This is a genomic window from Brachyspira catarrhinii (genome assembly GCF_005518285.1).
GTDB lineage: Bacteria > Spirochaetota > Brachyspiria > Brachyspirales > Brachyspiraceae > Brachyspira > Brachyspira catarrhinii.
Map to the genome: position 1 here is coordinate 1 of NZ_SJDU01000011.1, position 16418 is coordinate 16418.

The window sequence follows — 16418 nt, forward strand, 5'->3', positions numbered from 1 at the left end:
GACATTCTCCAAACATTCTATTAATTTTTTAGCGAATTCGTATAAAGCTTTTTCATCTTCGGGAAATTTAAATTCTTTCATAAATCTCCACCAAGTGCTATCGTCTTCTACAGAAAATTTAAATTCTTTATCTAATTTATGTTTTTTAAGCCAAGCTTCTATATCTTTATTGTCTTGTTCCCATTTCTTTGTAGATTTAGGATTATCATCGGTAGCCGTTCCTTCTTCTCTTGAAAATAAAAATAACAAGCTTTTATCGTTATAAATATAAATATCTATAGCGTAACTTAAGCCTCTTTTTTCGCTATGAAAATCTCTGAAAAAACATTGATTATTATAGTTTTCTCCTCCAAATTGTTCGGCTAAATTATTGATACGAGTTTTTATCAAATCGTTATACATAGTCGCTATTAATTCGATTTTCTCGTATTCTTTGCCATCGTTTACAATTTTGTCGTAAAATTCTTTTGTTAGTTTGTCCATTTTAGTTTCTCCCGTTAATCTTAAAATTTTTAAATAATGTTCTAATAATAAAAGCCATTCTTTAGGCTCGTTATTATTCATTTCTTTTAAACTTTTTTCCAAAACCATAGTATAAAAATCGTTATTTTCTCCATCATAACCGACTATAGTTTTTATCAATTCTTTTGGAATTTCTCTAACGCTGTTGTCTTCGGGTTTTTTAGAAGAGTTCGGCGATAAATATACTATTTTGTCTACTTCCAAATTTTTATTATTTTTGCATTCGTTATAATATCTAAATAACTGCTCGGGCATATCTTTTGCCCAATTAAGTTTATTTTCTACGATAATGCAATTTTTTTCCGTTTTGATTAGAATATCGATTTTATTTTCTTCTCTACTCACTTCATAGTTTTTATATGCGCTTTCGTCAACTCCGATAAACTTTAGAAAATTTTTTAATATAATCTCATTCTTAAATAATTGAGCGATTATATCTGAATGAAAATTTTCTCTATAGTAAATATCGGAGATTAACTCGAAAATATTGAAAGGATAATTCTCTTCAAAATTATTCTTTTCAATATATTCTCTATATCTTTGAAGCGTCCCGTTATCGATAAATTTTGAAGTAATTTCAAAAGCGTTTTCTATAATCTCTTTAGCTCGATTATCATAGAAATCCCAAGTCTTTTTCAATTCTTCTATATTATAATTATATTCCATTTAACCTCCTTGAATTATAAAGCTGGCGCATGCTTGCCTTTATAACTTCCGTCTGGATGCCTTGAACAATTATTAGAAGTTAATGAAGCAACGCTCGAATATTTTTGTCCACAGTATTCGCAATAAAAATTTGCCATTTTAATCTCTCCTTTGCCTTTCGGCTAAATATTTATTTTTTAATTTTTTCTCCAACTATGCCCGCCTCCTTTGGAACAAGTAGCTTTCAAAGGATGGTCGGTAGAATAAGTAGAATTACCACACTTTACGCATCTCCAAAGAACAGATTTTGCATTAGCGGGTCTTTTCCACCAAGTATGTCCTCCTCCTTTAGAGCATGTTCCGTTTAAAGGTCGCACGCTGCTATAAGTAGAATTTCCACATTTTGTGCATTTGTAATAGTTACTAGCCATAATTAAATCTCCTTAAAAAATTATTTATTAAAATTTATTTTTAATTAGCCTTTTCTATTTTTTATTTTCCATTCCCATTCTTCTACAAATTCATGCTCTCCTCCCATTGCGCAATTAGATGTATCAAAATTTTCAACATATTTGCCGTGTCTATCTGCTCCGCATTTTAAACATTTATATGTTTTATATCCTCTTGATTTTTGGCTTGAATAAGATGTAGAATATGAATATGAACTATTCCGAATAACTAATGATAAAAATTTAAAAATGCATATAATATACATTAATGCGCTTATTGCTAAATTTATAAAAACCAAAGAATAAATATTAACTATTTCAGATAATGTAAATAAAATTCCTGGAATAAATAGAAATATAAAAATTTTTAATTTATTTTTGATTATATTTACTTTCTTTATAGATTCAAGAATATCGTTGATTTCTTCAGTAGTTTTAATAGAATAATCAATTTTTTTATAATAGTTTTTAGGAAAAATTGTATCTATGATTGCTAATATACCAATTATCATATAAATTATTAAAACGATTATTGAAACTACAAAAACTAAACTCTTGTTAGATTGAAATATCTCACTAACAGCACAAGCGGCGCAAAAAGGTGCTATAAATAGTATAAATATAACAATCCTTGTTAATAAGTAGTTTAATATCTTTTTTATTATATTCATAATTTATTCTCCTATTAAACATTTATTTTTCATTAATCTTTTCATTTTCTACTCCTTTATTTACTTCCCTTTAAATTATGCGAAAACTTAAAATAATTAGTATCCATATATTCGGGCGTAAATTTTACATCGTCTACTAACTTCCAATTTTCGTTTTTCCTTTCACCCTGATATAAATATAATTTATCACCTTTTAGCTCAATACCTGTCATAGAAGTCATACCAAATATTGTAAGATGATAAATCGACTTATTCTTACCCACATTTTTTAACAATGTTAAATCTACCAATAAACCAGCTAAAGCGCTTAATACATCGCCAGACATCTTTAATTTATTGGAAGAAAAAGTAAGCGAGGTTAATCCGACACCATCGGTATAATTTGTATAAACTTTTCCGTCTAATTTTGAAGAAAGCTCTCCTCCATCGCAAGCGTAAATTCCTATCATAGAGATAGTAGTTAAAGTTAGTAAAATTTTAATCGTTGTTTTCATTTTATTTTCTCCTTTCATAAAAATTTAATTAAAATTATTTGTCTTTTTTTATTACGAATAAATATACTCTTACCATAAATATTCCTACCAATAAAAAACCGTTTACTATAAAAGTTTTAAGTATGGTAAAAACGAGAGTATTTCCTTCCCACAGCTTCGACATAATAGTCTCGGGATTAGAATTAAAGAATAAGTATATTCCTTGTAATATCAGCAAAATTAAAAGAGCGAAAAATATTACATCGATTTTCTTATTCTCTTTAATCCAAGTTTTTAATGTTTCCAAATCAAATTTCATTTTGTTTCTCCTTTTTTTATTTAGTCACATATTTTCCTTCGCTGTCTTTGAATTTTCCCACGAGTATAACGAAGAAATCTACAATGACTATGAGACAATATGCGCTCATTCCCACTATTCCCAAACCCGTAATTAAAAATCCAACCCATGCCGAAGAAAATACCGCCGTTCCCATGCCTACAAAAGCCAAGATAATAGAGACGATAAGAATTGCCCACATAATCAAAGCCTCTTTCACTCTGCCGACATAGAATTTATGCCCGTAAATCTCCCCTAAAAATATGCATAACAACAGGCATGCCACCCAGCTTTTTTCCGACCTATCGTTACCTTTAATAATTTGTTCTTGAACATTGTTTTGTTCCATTTTTTACTCCTTCGCCTTTCGGCTAAAATTTTATTTTTAATTAATTATAAACTATAACAAGTATCATACAGTGATACTTGTTTTTCTTTATATAAATAATATTTTTTGCGTAAAAATATGTATTAAAATATTTAAATAAATAAATGCTTTTTCCAAACCGAAATTTAATAAATTCAAAAAAGAATTTGAATAAAGTTTTAATGAATAAACAGAATAATATTTTATAGTTAGTAAGTAAACATAAACTTGAAAAAAGTTTAAAGTTAAGACGTGACGTGACGTGACGTGACGTGACGTGACGTCATGAAATTGTTTAAGTTATATTTTAAGTTTTTCATATTGGGTCAAATTATACAATATTTAAAAATTTTGTCAAGCGTTTATTTTAAAAATTTATCTATATTTTCATTCATTATTTTAATGTTGTTTTTCCATTCTTCGACTAAAGATTTCGGCTGAAGCGGAATTGCGTTAGAGCCTTGAGACAAAACAAATCTTAAAATTTCGTAAATCTGCCCGCTTGAAAAAGTAGCCACAACAGAGCCGTCCTCTCTCTTCTCTATTTTTTGATCTTCGGAAAATTTGCGCTCGGAAATATAAGCGGCGGATTCGTTATAAAAAATTATTTTGCATTCCTTTTTATCTTCGTCTTTGAATACTCCGAAAGAAATTTCTTTATCGTTTAAATATTTGTAATCTTTTGGCATTTCAAAAGTTTCGTCCGCAATCTCAATAAAAGTTATTCTATGCAAACAGTATAAACTTACCGATTCTTGTCTTTTAGAATAGCCCGCAAAATACCAAACGCCAGCTTTTGAAACGATTTGATAAGGAGCGATATAATAGCCATGTCCTTCGTAATTTCTCCAAGCGCTTTTGTAAGAAAATTTAATATAACGATTTTCTTTTATCGCCTTAATTAAAATATTCCAAACTTCTTCGGAAAAACTCGGCGAATATTCTTCAAGAAAGATTATTCTCTTTTCAAAATTTTTATCGTTCGATTTTTCAACTACTCTATTGAAATAACCGAAAATATTTTTAACATTTTTATAAATCGGAGTTCCTCTATACTGATAGAGGAGTTTTATCGCAATCGAACCCGATAATATTTCGTCCTCGTTTGCAAATAAAAAAGGAAGCCTAAAAGTTTTGTCCAAATAGTAATAACCTTTTCTGTTTTTGTCGTATTCTATTGGGGCGTTAAGAATGTCTCGCATATATTCTATGTCTCTTTTAATCGTTATCACGCTTACGCCTTCGTATTCTTTTGCGATTTTTGGAGCGGACGGAAAATCTCCTTCCGAAATCATTTTGTCTATAAAAAGAATTCTTGCATACGGCAGATTTTGAGCTTTTTTAATAATGTTGTTTTTTGGATTTTTATTTTTCTTCGACCGCATCTATAAGCCTTATCAATTCTCTCGACCTGTTGGCAATACTTTCTTTCAACGCTTGTAATGTGTCGCTTCCCGCCTTGCTGTTTGCAATTTCTAATTTCAAATTGTCGGCTATATTCAAACAGGCAAGGATTGCTATTATATCTCTCGGTTTGTCTTCGCCGTAATGTTGCGCTATATCGTTCATGCTTTTGTCCACGAAATCGGCAAGTTCTTTCAAATATTCGATATTGTCTTCTTGCGATTTTATATTTAAGGTTCTTCCAAATATATTTACTTCCAAATTATTGCTCATTGTTTTACCCGTTTTATTTATTTTGATTCGCTATCAAAGAAAAATTCTTCTTCGTCCTCATCGCCAAACATATATTCGTCTTCTTCGTCAGATTCAAAATTATAATCGTTATCGTTTTCGCCGTTATTGTCGTCAATATTTTCTTCGACTTCTTCCAATTTATATTTATCTTCTTCATTATTATTTTCTTCGTTATCTTTAATATCATTAATATCGTTATCCCAACTCGAATCGGACGCGCTTGAAAAAGGGTCTTCGTCTTCGTAAACTTTTATTGTGGCGGCATTATTAAAAGAATTTTTATTTTCTAAAGTATTATGAGTTTCGTTTTTAATCTCTTCGTTATTATTAAAAATATTTTCTTCGTTTTCTTCTTCGCTATCAATATTTTCGCTTTCTATATTTTGATTATTTTCCCAATCGTTTTCCAAATTATCGCTTATATTTTCTTTTATATCTTCTTTACGATTAATTTCGTTATGTTCGCTATGATTTATATTGATTTCTTTATTATATTGCATGGCGCTGTCTATCGTGCTTATTAATCGAGATAATTTTGATTTTAATTCTTCGTTTTCTCTTTTTAAAGTTTCGTTTTCAAAATTTATATTTTTAATTTTATCTTTGAGGTTATCGTTTTCTTCGATTAAAGTTATCGAATCTTTTTCCGTTTTTTCCGCGCTTATTTTGAAATTATCTTTTTCTATTCTTGAAGCTTCGAGTTGTTTTAATAAATTGTCTCTCTCTTCTTTAAGAATATTGAGGTTGTCGGCGATATTTCTTTTGTCGGTTTCCAATATAGTTTTTTCTTCTTTAAAAGAATTAATTTTAGTTTCGAGTTCTAATTTTACTCTATTTAAAAAAGTTATATTTTCGGTTAAAGCTTTATGTTCCGCCAAAAGCGTTTCGTATCTGCCTAATAAGTCTTTTACTTTTATTTCCAAAATGCTAAATTCTTCCACTTTACAACTCCAAAATAGCGTTAAAGAAATTATATCATATACGACATAATTGTCAATTTTTAAATTTATGATAAAATGAAAATATATTAATTTTAAATTAAAATATCGTAAAATTGATAAAATGAAAATGTTTTTTAGAATAATATTATTGACTTTGCTTTTAAGTTATATGAAAATCTACGCCCAATCGCCTTATACCGAAAAAGACCAAAAATTTTTTAAGGCTATGGCAAATCTCTTTTCGCTTGTGGAAATAGAAAGACAAACGGAAAGTTTTATCGATTACGATTATATTCATGAAAGTTATAAAAGAGATAATCCTCGCAAAGATTCTTTTTCTTCGAGAGCTTTATACGAATTATCTACAATCGAATTTCACATGAATACTTTAATTGGAGCAAGTTTGGAAAAAAAACGATTTGCTATGCCCGATATGTATATTTCGCTCGGAAAAAGTTTCCATTACGATTGGATATTTTCCGCGACTCCTTTTGCGACTTTATCTGGCAAATTCGATGTTTTTGATAAAAATAAAGCTACGGGAAAAATAGAACTTTACGATGCTGGAATAGAAACTATAACATTAACAAGAATATTACTTTCGTTTAGAATGAAAGCTGCAAACGATATTAACGGCTCTACTTTTATGCTTCTTCCTTCCGTTGTCGATTCCGCTACGGAAAATTTTGACGACATTCCGCATTGGTATTTGCCGAGAGTAAATAACGAAATGGGCTTGAGAGCGGGACTAATAGGACATTATTTTGAAATTTCTTATTCGCAAGGTTTTTCGAGGGATTCTTCGCCTCTTGCGGTTTTATTCAAAATAAACGGAGATTTTTTTAAAACTCACATTCTTTATCAGCATGAAAAAAATAATCTATCTCCGCATAATTACGGTTATAATAACACTCGCAATATAATTCAATTATCCGCTATGGGAAAATTGCCTTTGCTCGATAAAACGATTTGGATTAATATGTTAGGCGAATATACTTGGAGACAAAATGACGCTCATTATTTGAGATTAGAGCTTGGCTTGGAGTGGAAAATACTTAATCTTGCGATTCGTCCTTTATTCTATATTGATAATAAAACTTCCAAAGATATTTATAACGAAAAAAAAGATTTATTTTGTTTCGAGTATTGCGCTTATCTTAAATTTAATTCTATTTATTTCGGTTTTCAAGGCGCTACGGACGGAAGATATTATATTGCATTAAAAGCCTTGTTTTAAAATTAAAAATAAAAAGGAGAATAATTATTAGAAGTCCAAATATTAACGAAGATATTATAAACGAATATATACTTGACGATTTTAATTCAAACGATAATAATATTATAGCATCCGAAATTGAAAAAAGATTACTCGGTTATGAGAAAAAAGATTTGGAGATTGGAAGCGGAAACGGAAAATTTATTGTCGAGCTTGCTATTAATAATAAAGACAAATATTTTTTGGGAATAGAATATTCTTATAAAGCTGCGAAAAAAACGGTATTCAAAGCTTTCAAAAGAAATATAAAAAATCTTACGATAATATTCGGAGAGGCAAATTCTATTATGGAAAAATATTTGATTAATAAATATAAATTCGACAATATTTATTTGAATTTTCCAGACCCTTGGCCCAAGAAAAAACATTCGCATAGAAGAATATTCAATAAAGAATTTTTAAATAAAATATATTCTATACTTAAAGACAACGGAATATTTTATTCGGCAACGGACGATGATAATTACGCTCTTGAAATAATGAATCCTATTTATAAAGAATCCGAAATATTTAAAAACATTTTGGAAAAAGAATATGCGGAAAAAATTGAAAATTACGGAATCACTTTATACGAAGAGAAAATGCGAGCGGCGGGACATAATATTTATTTTTTCGCTCATAAGAAAAGCGACATTATATAATTTGCGGATTATTTTATGTTTACAAATATATTTAAATATGCGATTATTACTATTTTGTTAATAATATTTATTTTATTTCTTGTAATATTTTCAATGCTTATTGGAATATTGCCCGCAACGATAATTATATTTATAGAAAAAATATATTCTATTTTGCGTTTATTGTTTTAACCATATTTATTTTATTTCTTCCCAATCTAATAAATATATCGTCAAAATTTGCCTTTTTCTTAAAAATACTAATATTAGGATTAATAATCTTTACAGGAGCATCAAGAGTATTGTTTAAACTATTGTCGCATTCTTTCATCATCATATAAACAAAAATATTTTCAGGATATTTTAAATCGACTTCTCCAATTACAAAATTATGTTCTAAAATATGCACGTTAGATTTGCCAATAGGTTTTATCAGTAAGAAATCTTTATCTCTATAAGTAAAATTTATTCCCCATTCGATTTCTTTAGCGCTAACATTCATCATATTTATGGAATACGCCGAAGTAAAATATAATGTCTTACTTTTCATTTCATTCAAAATTTGATTTAACGATAGCATTCAAACCTCCATCTTAATTTAATTTTATTAACATAATTCAAAACAAATTTTAAAATAATTTGTTGACGGTTGACGGTTGACGGTTGACGGTTGACGGTTGACGGTCACGAAATTGAAAATAATAAAGTTTTAATATCATATTGATACCGTAATTAATCATAATTATATTATAATATATTTTTTAATTTTTGTCAAGCGTTTTTAATAAAAAAAATTAAAAATTTATTTGATTTTTTTATTTTAAATGGTATAATAAAAGTAAACATAATATAAAAACATTATAATAGGACGATAAATAGAATGAAAGAACTACCATATTTAATTAATTTAATAAATTCCATAAAAAGCGAAATTTGTTATTCTTATATCGACAAAATAGTGGCATACGATAAAGATTATTCTGAAATGGAAAATATTAAAGGACAGAAAATAATAGACATATTAAGATACGGCGGATATATTCATTTTCAATTTTCTCAAGACGCTATGCTAATAGATTTGGGAGCGGAAGGGTCTTTCGTTCTAACGGAAAATAACTCTTATAAAAATAGTATAATAAAATTGGCGACAGATAGAGGAAATTTATTTGTTGTGGACGATGGAAAAAATAAAGACGATTTTACAAAAATTATCCCTATTTGGAAAGATTTCACAAAAATGCCCGAAGTTGGATACGACCCTTTAACGAAACAATTTAATTATAATTTATTCTGTCAGTTGCTTTTGGAGAATAAAACCACCGTTGAAAAATTAATTACAAATCCTCTCTTAATAAGCGGCATCGGAGAAACTTACGGAGATATGATATTAAAAAGAGCCTCTATAAATAAAAGAACGAAGACTTCCGAAATAAGTAAAACGAAAGCGCGGGAAATATTTGACGCGATAAAGCAGGTCTTAAGAGAAGCTTCTGGAAATTCCGAAGAGGAAGAAAGCGATGGTTTGGAAGATTAAAAATCCGTCATCGCAGTTTTTACTCAATTATCATTGCAAACATTTTTGACTACTTATAGCGTCTGCTCGACTTTGTTGCTGTTTTTCCAAATCCTCGTAATGACAACTATTATTTTGGCATTGTTAAAATTTCTGTCATTGCGAATGAGACTAAAGTCTGACTTTGTCGAATGAAGCAATCCAAATTTATATTGATTGTTTCGGCAAGGCTAAAGCCCACAGAGTGAGCCTCGCAATGACAACCGTTATTTAGTCATTACAAAGGCAGATTTTTCAAAAAATTTTGTTTAACTATTGCTATAACAAATAATTAAACTAAAATTAAAAGGAGTTATTATGTCTGGAAACGCCAATATAATAGTAATCGAGGGAAGACTTACGAAAGACCCAAATTTTATGAAAACTAAAAATGGAAAATCGCTGTGTAAATTCGGTATAGCAAACAACAGATATTATTATATCAACGGAAGTTTGCAAAAAGAAGTTTATTTTTTCGATTTAATAAGCTGGGGATATAATGCCGAAAAAGTCGCGTCCAACTTGAAAAAAGGAAGTCATGTTTTGGTAAGCGGAGAATTGCGGCAGAATTCTTATTTCACAAAAGAAGGAAATAAAAGAAATTCTATTTATATACTCGCTTTGGAAATTAAAAATTTGAGCAAAAAATCGCTGGACAATAACGGCAAGATTGCAAACAATCAAACGGTAGAGAATATTATTGAAGAGAATACGGACCAAGTATTTTAGATTCTTCTAAAATATTAAATAATTCTTCGTCAATGATTTTAATATCTTTGTCGGTGTCTATATGATGAATAAATGATTCGTTAAAGGAATGGAATATTTTATCGACTTTTTTTAAATATGTTTCGTTTTCAAATCTGTCGGCGATTCCTCTTTTGGATATTATTCTGTTTAGGGCAATATCTATTGGAAGATGAAAAATAAAAACTATATCGGGTTTGACAATAAAATCTTTATGCATATTTATTATTCGATTAATATCTATTCCTTTAGCTCCTTGATAGGCGATTGAAGAATAAAAATATCTGTCTAAAATAATAAAATATCCTTCCTCTATAGCGGGCTTTATCATGCATTCTATATGTTCTTTTCTGTCTTCGATAAATAAAAATAATTCTTCTTCGGCGTCCAAATTTTCTTTCATCATGCTTTCTCTTAATTTAGCTCCGTAACGCGAATGAGTAGGCTCGAAAGTATAAATGGATTTTATATTTATAGAATTTAATTTTTCGGTAAGATTTTTTGCGCAGGTAGATTTGCCCGAACCGTCAATTCCTTCTATAACTATCAATTTGCCTTTCATTTATTTTCCTAAATTATATTATTCTTTATCTTATTTTCAAAGTCGCTATTCCGATTATCGCGGCGATTATTCCGAGTATATAAAATCTAAAAACAACTTGAGTTTCTTTCCATCCCGATTTTTCAAAATGATGATGCAAAGGCGCCATTTTAAAAATTCTCTTTTTAAACATTTTATAATAAAATACTTGCAAGACTACGCTGAAAGCTTCGGCGACATAAACCGCTCCGATAATAATCAAAAGTAATTCATGTTTGATAAATAAGGCAATTATTCCCAAAACTCCGCCGAGAGACAAACTTCCTACATCTCCCATAAACACTTGAGCGGGATGAGCGTTGAACCATAAAAATCCGAGTCCCGCTCCGATTAAAGCTCCGACAAAAACCGTAACCTCGCCCGCGTCCGATATGAATGGAATTTTTAAATAAGTAGCTACGAAAGAGTTTCCCGATACATAACATAAAACCGCCAAAGCCACCGACATTATTATTAAAAGTCCAATCGCAAGTCCGTCCAAACCATCAGTTAAATTTACCGCGTTACTCATACTAACGACTACAAAAATTGCAAAAGGAATATAAAAAATTTTTAAGTCTATATAAAAGGTGTCTAAAAATGGCAAAAATAAAGTAGAAGAAGGAACTTGAGCGACTTTCACCGTTTCAAAAACTCCCGCCGATTGATTTAACTCGAACGACATTAAAAAGGTGGATTTGTCGAAATAATATAAATAAATTCCGATTATCGCTCCGACAAAAACTTGAAAGAATATTTTATATTTTCCCGCGAGTCCTTTCGAGTTTTTATATTTTATTTTCAAAAAATCGTCCAAAAATCCAGCTATTGAAAGTATTATTAATGAAACCGTTAAAAGTATTATTTTTATATTGTCTAATTTTCCCCATAATAAAACGCTTATCAATATGCTTCCTATTATAAATAAACCGCCCATTGTCGGAGTTCCCGTTTTTGCCAAATGACTTTCGGGTCCGTCTTCTCTTACAATCTGCCCGAAATTTAATTTTTTTAATTGTTCTATTATATTTGGAGCGAACATAAAAACCAAAATTAAAGCGGTGGCAACGGCTCCCGCGGTTCTGAAAGTAATGTATCTGAATATATTGAATCCGAAAAAAATCTCTCTTAAAGGATAAAAAATTTGATAAAGCATATTATAAAAACCTTTTCTGCTTATTTAAAATATTTAAAAATCTATTTCAAATCGAAAATATTATTAAAAATATAAGCGTTAAAACAATTTTAAAATTATTTTATATATACTATTACATATTTATTTTTTGTCAATTAAAATTTGATTTTTATAAATTAATTTCGCATATTTTATTTTTTATATTTTCTCTTAAATAATTTATGGCTTTTTTACGAAGTTTAGTTACTTCGATTTTTGACAATCCCATTTTTTCGCTTATTTATTTTAATGTGAGATTATCCAAATAATATAGTATCAATACTTCTTGCTCTTTTTGAGGCAATTTTTTCAAAGCATTTATAATCGCCAAATATTCAGTATTTGTTTTATCGCTTGGTTTTGAAATAGACTTATTTTCTATAATTTTTAAATCTTCTATAGCTTTCGTAAGAAGTTGATGGACTTCGTTTCTTGATATATCCATTTTTTCGGCTATTTCTTTAAAAGTTAAACCTTCATGATAATATAATATCAATATTTTACTTTCTTCATCTAAAAGCGTTTTTGCATCGTTTAGAAAACGGCTTTTTGGATAACAAAAATAATTTATTCTTGTGGCTTCGTCATATATAGCTCTTTGTATTATCACAAAGGCGTAGGATTTAAATTTTACATCTTTATCGTGAGAATATTTATCTATCGCTTCCAAAAGTCCCGAATAACCTAAACATACCAAATCCTCATAATCCAAACCCTTAAAGCGTCCTTTCCCAATATTTGATTTAAGTTCATTAGCCACAACTTCCAACAAATATTTGTATTTAATAATCAAAGCTTCTTTTATTTGCGGAGATAAAGTTTTTTTATATTCAATCCAATATTCTTTTTCGTTTTCGTCAGTAATCATAGGCAAATCGTCTTTATTATTATTTTTCATTTTATTTTCTCCAATTTTAATAAAAATTATTTTTTATATATTAATTATAACATATAACTAGTATCACACACAGATACTTGTTTTTAGTAATATAATTTTTGAATTTTGAATTATTTTCTCATAAATTTTTTATACCACAAAGCTAATTCTTCATCGTTTAATAATCTTTTAAAATTAATTTACTCTTATGTGGCATTCGTCTATGTTATACAGTTCTATTTTTAATTCTAAAGATTTATTTGCAGAATTATTAATAGCGCTATCGAGCGTAGATTTTAATAATTCTACATTATCTCCGTTTTTAATTTCGATACAAATTCTATAATTTCTTGTCGCACCTTTATTCCAATATTCTTTAGGTAATTCTTTTAAATTGGGACAATTATAAAGGCTAATATTTAAATCTAAATTTTCAATCTCTTTTGGAAGTTCTTTTAAATTGTGACAACCTATTATTTCTAAAACTCTAAGATTACTCAAATTCCCAATTTCTTTAGGCAGCTCTTTTAAATTGTGACAATCCCGTATCCTTAACGCATCTCCATAGCGGTTATCCCCATTACATCCGAGCTTAGTTAAATTTCCGATTTCTTTTGGAAGTTCTTTTAAGTTATGGCAACCGCTTATATCTAAAGCGACAAGATTAGTTAAATTCCCAATCTCTTTTGGAATTTCAGTTAAATCTTCCACTTCTATATCAAGCTGTTCAAGACTATTTAGTTTAAAAATTTCTTTTGGGAGAGAATTTTTAGCCGTAATATAATAAATATCTAAAATTTCCTCTTTACTTTCAAGTTCGTTTCCTTCAAGCCTTGTATACCATAAATATAAATTATCAATATCCTCGAGCGTTAAATTATTTGCCATGTTATTTCTCCTGTTTTTAAGTTTAAATTTTTTAATTTATTTTTTCTAATAACTTATATAAATCAATCATTTTTTGAGCGGTATCTTCGGGCTTATCGTTTTCAATATTTATATTTTTACCGTAAATACATTCGTCATCTCCGCCTTCGCCTTCTTCGTCATAACCGTTGAGAATTTCAGTTATTTTTTTCTTAATATCTTCTTCTTTTACTTTATTTATAAAGTTTCCGTTAGTTCCGCTTATAGTAATTGAAAGCGAAGAAACTCCTTGCTCTAAAGATATATAAAGATGATGCCAAATAGGAGTTATAGGGATACGAATATTTAGAGAAAATCCATTCTTGATATCTCTTCTAATAGCTTCTTCGTTAAAAATAATATTGTTTATTCCTTCTTGTTTTAAGTAATTGCCAACATCTACGGAATATCTTATACCTTTTTTTACGCTTTCGGTTTCAAGTATAATCTCGCCTTTCTTATCCGCTATCAATTTTTTAGCGTTCTTAAATAATTCTATGGATTTATTTAGTTCGTTTACTTTTTTATCCAAATCATTTTCGTCTTTTAATAATAAATCAAAATCTACATATTTTTTAATTTCGTTTAATTCCATTTTATTTTCCTCCGTTTTTTTACTTATATATTTTTCGTTATATGCAATTTGAATTAAAGCCGAATAAATTAATTGAAATTTTTCGTCTTTTAAGAATTGATATTTATTTAAAATATCGTTTTTAATCCATTCGGCTATATCGTCATGCGATAAATAACATATTTTATTTTTATTTTCCAATTCCGCGATTAATTCTCTATCAATGCTGAATTCGGAAGGTTTGTCTCTATTTCTTGTCAAATAAACTATAAATATATTGTCTTTTATTTTATTGTTATTTTTATTCTCATTAATTCTGTTATTATAATAATCTTTTAATTGATTTGGTTGGTCACCCGCCCAAATTTTATTTTCAATTATTATTTCAAAGTTATCGGAATGTATAAATAAATCTATTCTTCGCCAAGTTTCGCTTGACGCATAAAATTCATTATAAGCTTCCGCTGTAGAATTAATACTTACGCTATCGTTTTTTAATTTTTCTTTAATAATAAATTCCGAAAAATCTTTTGCAAAATTTATTTCTTTATTCTCGTATTTAAATTTTATTTTTAAAATATTATGCAATAAAGAACTATTTTTTACTTCGTCCGTAGCGCATCCTAAAATATTCGTTATATTCACTATAGGAATTAATTTTTCTTTTTCCTCGTTTATTTTTTCAAATATTTTGTCTTTGTTGTCAATGATATTTTTTAATAAATCGAGTCGTTTATCAAATTCTGCCATATAGAATTCCTCCTTTATTAGATTTTAAACATTTGTAAAAATTTTTATTCACTTTTTACTCCTTAATAGAAATTTTTAATTTATAAGTATTTTTGTGCTTCTTCAATACAAATCATTGCTTTATAAGCATCCATTTCATCATCCATTTCTAAAAGAATGTCATCTTCTTTGCTTTTACTAATTCTTAATTTTAATACATAAATATCAGTTAAGTTATCATCGAACCTTTTTGATTTATATATTTCTAATATATCTGTAATAGGCACTAATACCATTATAGAATTTGTTTCTCGGTATAATTTTAGCCATAATTTTTTATTAGTTATATATAATGTTCCTCTATACATTTCTCTAAATCTTCCATGTCCTTTATTATCATAGTATTTTGTAACTCTTCTTACATCATCTATAATAAAAAAACAACCTTCATCTTCTCCAAAAATATGGTCTAAATCGGTTTCAAAAAAATCTTTATTTTCTACATAGCCTGCCATTTCATTATAAATTTCAGCCTCTTTTTTTCTTTTTCTTCTGCCCATATTCTTTCTTCTTCTATACGCTCTCTATTAATATCAAAATATCGAATTTTTTCTTCTAAAATTTTTCTTATTACATTATCTTTTTCCGCCCATTTTTCAATTCCATTTTTTAGAAATAAGATTTTATCGTCTATTGCATCAATTTCACTTAAATGACTTTCTATTACATTAGTGTATAAAACTTTTATTTTTTCTCTATCTTTTCTTGACAATTTGGTAAATTCGTTTTGTAAATATAAAATTTTATCGTCTATTTCTTCAATTTTTGCTAAATTATGTTGTATTAAATTCATATATAAAAATTTTGTTTTTTCTCTATCTTTTCCTGAGAATTTTGAAATTTCATTTTGTAAATATAAAATTTTGTCGTCTATTCCATCGATTTTATAAAAAATCAGATTAAAGTTTTTTTCAAAATTAATCATTGTAATTTTTTTAATAGTTTTTATAGAATATAAAATTGATAATATAATGGTAATAATACATACTATTAATAAAAATATGCCAAATTCTTTCATTTCTTCATCGCTATGTTTTAATAATAAGAAAGCTCCATAAGTCATTGGTAAAACTATTGAATATATAATAAGCACAAGAGCGAATTTCTTTTCATAAGGGTCTTTTCTGCGAAATATAATCCTCAAAAATGTTAAATCAATTATAATAAAAAGCATCATTTTAAACTCTGCTCTCATACCAGATATGCTTTTTATTATAATT

Annotated in this window: 22 protein-coding genes; 4 read left to right on the forward strand and 18 right to left on the reverse strand. The window is 28.1% G+C overall.

Translation table 11 applies throughout. The annotated features are described in order from the left end of the window. The 10 genes from EZH24_RS00950 to EZH24_RS00990 all read right to left on the reverse strand — a co-directional run. Nucleotides 1-1188: PDDEXK-like family protein (locus tag EZH24_RS00950; RefSeq protein WP_137997263.1), on the reverse strand; the 1188-nt coding region annotated here is incomplete at its 3' end. A gap of 14 nt (nt 1189-1202) precedes the next feature. Next, nucleotides 1203-1325: a hypothetical protein gene (locus EZH24_RS15270; protein ID WP_272897863.1), complete on the reverse strand. Its 123-nt coding sequence runs from the start codon at nt 1323-1325 to the stop codon at nt 1203-1205. A gap of 39 nt (nt 1326-1364) precedes the next feature. After that, nucleotides 1365-1598, reverse strand: coding sequence for a hypothetical protein (locus tag EZH24_RS00955; protein ID WP_137997264.1), 234 nt, complete (start codon nt 1596-1598; stop codon nt 1365-1367). Between the two features lie 44 nt (nt 1599-1642). Further along, nucleotides 1643-2287: a hypothetical protein gene (locus tag EZH24_RS00960; RefSeq protein WP_137997265.1), complete on the reverse strand. Its 645-nt coding sequence runs from the start codon at nt 2285-2287 to the stop codon at nt 1643-1645. Nucleotides 2288-2343: 56 nt separating this feature from the next. Beyond that, nucleotides 2344-2781 carry a hypothetical protein gene (locus EZH24_RS00965; protein WP_137997266.1) on the reverse strand — a complete coding sequence of 146 codons (438 nt, stop codon included), beginning with the start codon at nt 2779-2781 and terminating at the stop codon, nt 2344-2346. Nucleotides 2782-2815: 34 nt separating this feature from the next. Next, nucleotides 2816-3079, reverse strand: coding sequence for a hypothetical protein (locus EZH24_RS00970; protein ID WP_137997267.1), 264 nt, complete (start codon nt 3077-3079; stop codon nt 2816-2818). Between the two features lie 16 nt (nt 3080-3095). Beyond that, nucleotides 3096-3446: an NINE protein gene (locus EZH24_RS00975; protein WP_137997268.1), complete on the reverse strand. Its 351-nt coding sequence runs from the start codon at nt 3444-3446 to the stop codon at nt 3096-3098. A gap of 380 nt (nt 3447-3826) precedes the next feature. Next, complete coding sequence (locus tag EZH24_RS00980; protein WP_137997269.1) at nt 3827-4849, reverse strand: helix-turn-helix transcriptional regulator; 1023 nt, start codon at nt 4847-4849, stop codon at nt 3827-3829. Next, nucleotides 4830-5141, reverse strand: coding sequence for a cell division protein ZapA (locus EZH24_RS00985; RefSeq protein ID WP_137997270.1), 312 nt, complete (start codon nt 5139-5141; stop codon nt 4830-4832). Before EZH24_RS00985 ends, EZH24_RS00980 begins: the two co-directional genes overlap by 20 nt. A 17-nt stretch (nt 5142-5158) precedes the next feature. After that, entirely contained in the window at nt 5159-6103 is a 945-nt protein-coding gene (locus EZH24_RS00990) for an SH3 domain-containing protein (RefSeq protein WP_137997271.1), read from the reverse strand. 121 nt (nt 6104-6224) lie between these two features. Here EZH24_RS00990 and EZH24_RS00995 point away from each other — a divergent pair, with 121 nt between their 5' ends. Together EZH24_RS00995 and trmB are read left to right on the forward strand one after the other, a co-directional pair. Beyond that, nucleotides 6225-7340 carry a hypothetical protein gene (locus EZH24_RS00995; protein WP_170310819.1) on the forward strand — a complete coding sequence of 372 codons (1116 nt, stop codon included), beginning with the start codon at nt 6225-6227 and terminating at the stop codon, nt 7338-7340. Nucleotides 7341-7366: 26 nt separating this feature from the next. Beyond that, nucleotides 7367-8020 carry a tRNA (guanosine(46)-N7)-methyltransferase TrmB gene (gene trmB, locus EZH24_RS01000; RefSeq protein ID WP_137997272.1) on the forward strand — a complete coding sequence of 218 codons (654 nt, stop codon included), beginning with the start codon at nt 7367-7369 and terminating at the stop codon, nt 8018-8020. Nucleotides 8021-8168: 148 nt separating this feature from the next. Here trmB and EZH24_RS01005 read toward each other — a convergent pair whose 3' ends face one another. Further along, nucleotides 8169-8579, reverse strand: a complete 411-nt coding sequence (locus EZH24_RS01005; protein ID WP_137997273.1) for a hypothetical protein — start codon at nt 8577-8579, stop codon at nt 8169-8171. A 300-nt stretch (nt 8580-8879) separates the two neighbouring features. Between EZH24_RS01005 and EZH24_RS01010 the strand changes: the two genes are divergently transcribed. Further along, nucleotides 8880-9533, forward strand: coding sequence for a DNA-formamidopyrimidine glycosylase family protein (locus EZH24_RS01010; RefSeq protein WP_137997274.1), 654 nt, complete (start codon nt 8880-8882; stop codon nt 9531-9533). A gap of 336 nt (nt 9534-9869) precedes the next feature. Continuing rightward, on the forward strand, nt 9870-10280 hold the full coding sequence (locus EZH24_RS01015) for a single-stranded DNA-binding protein (RefSeq protein ID WP_137997275.1): 411 nt from the start codon (nt 9870-9872) through the stop codon (nt 10278-10280). Here the strand turns inward: EZH24_RS01015 and tmk are convergent. The 7 genes from tmk to EZH24_RS01050 all read right to left on the reverse strand — a co-directional run. Beyond that, complete coding sequence (tmk, locus tag EZH24_RS01020; RefSeq protein WP_137997276.1) at nt 10249-10860, reverse strand: dTMP kinase; 612 nt, start codon at nt 10858-10860, stop codon at nt 10249-10251. The two genes, EZH24_RS01015 and tmk, sit on opposite strands and share 32 nt — an antisense overlap. A 25-nt stretch (nt 10861-10885) precedes the next feature. After that, nucleotides 10886-12034, reverse strand: coding sequence for a phospho-N-acetylmuramoyl-pentapeptide-transferase (gene mraY, locus EZH24_RS01025; protein ID WP_137997277.1), 1149 nt, complete (start codon nt 12032-12034; stop codon nt 10886-10888). 259 nt (nt 12035-12293) lie between these two features. Next, nucleotides 12294-12950 carry a sigma factor-like helix-turn-helix DNA-binding protein gene (locus tag EZH24_RS01030; protein WP_137997278.1) on the reverse strand — a complete coding sequence of 219 codons (657 nt, stop codon included), beginning with the start codon at nt 12948-12950 and terminating at the stop codon, nt 12294-12296. 174 nt (nt 12951-13124) lie between these two features. Further along, nucleotides 13125-13817 carry a leucine-rich repeat domain-containing protein gene (locus EZH24_RS01035; protein WP_137997279.1) on the reverse strand — a complete coding sequence of 231 codons (693 nt, stop codon included), beginning with the start codon at nt 13815-13817 and terminating at the stop codon, nt 13125-13127. 31 nt (nt 13818-13848) lie between these two features. After that, on the reverse strand, nt 13849-15159 hold the full coding sequence (locus EZH24_RS01040; RefSeq protein ID WP_137997280.1) for a PD-(D/E)XK nuclease family protein: 1311 nt from the start codon (nt 15157-15159) through the stop codon (nt 13849-13851). Nucleotides 15160-15239: 80 nt separating this feature from the next. Next, entirely contained in the window at nt 15240-15698 is a 459-nt protein-coding gene (locus tag EZH24_RS01045) for a hypothetical protein (RefSeq protein WP_137997281.1), read from the reverse strand. Continuing rightward, the coding region (locus EZH24_RS01050; RefSeq protein ID WP_236847027.1) for a hypothetical protein at nt 15638-16418 on the reverse strand (781 nt) is incomplete at its 5' end. The genes EZH24_RS01045 and EZH24_RS01050, both read right to left, overlap by 61 nt.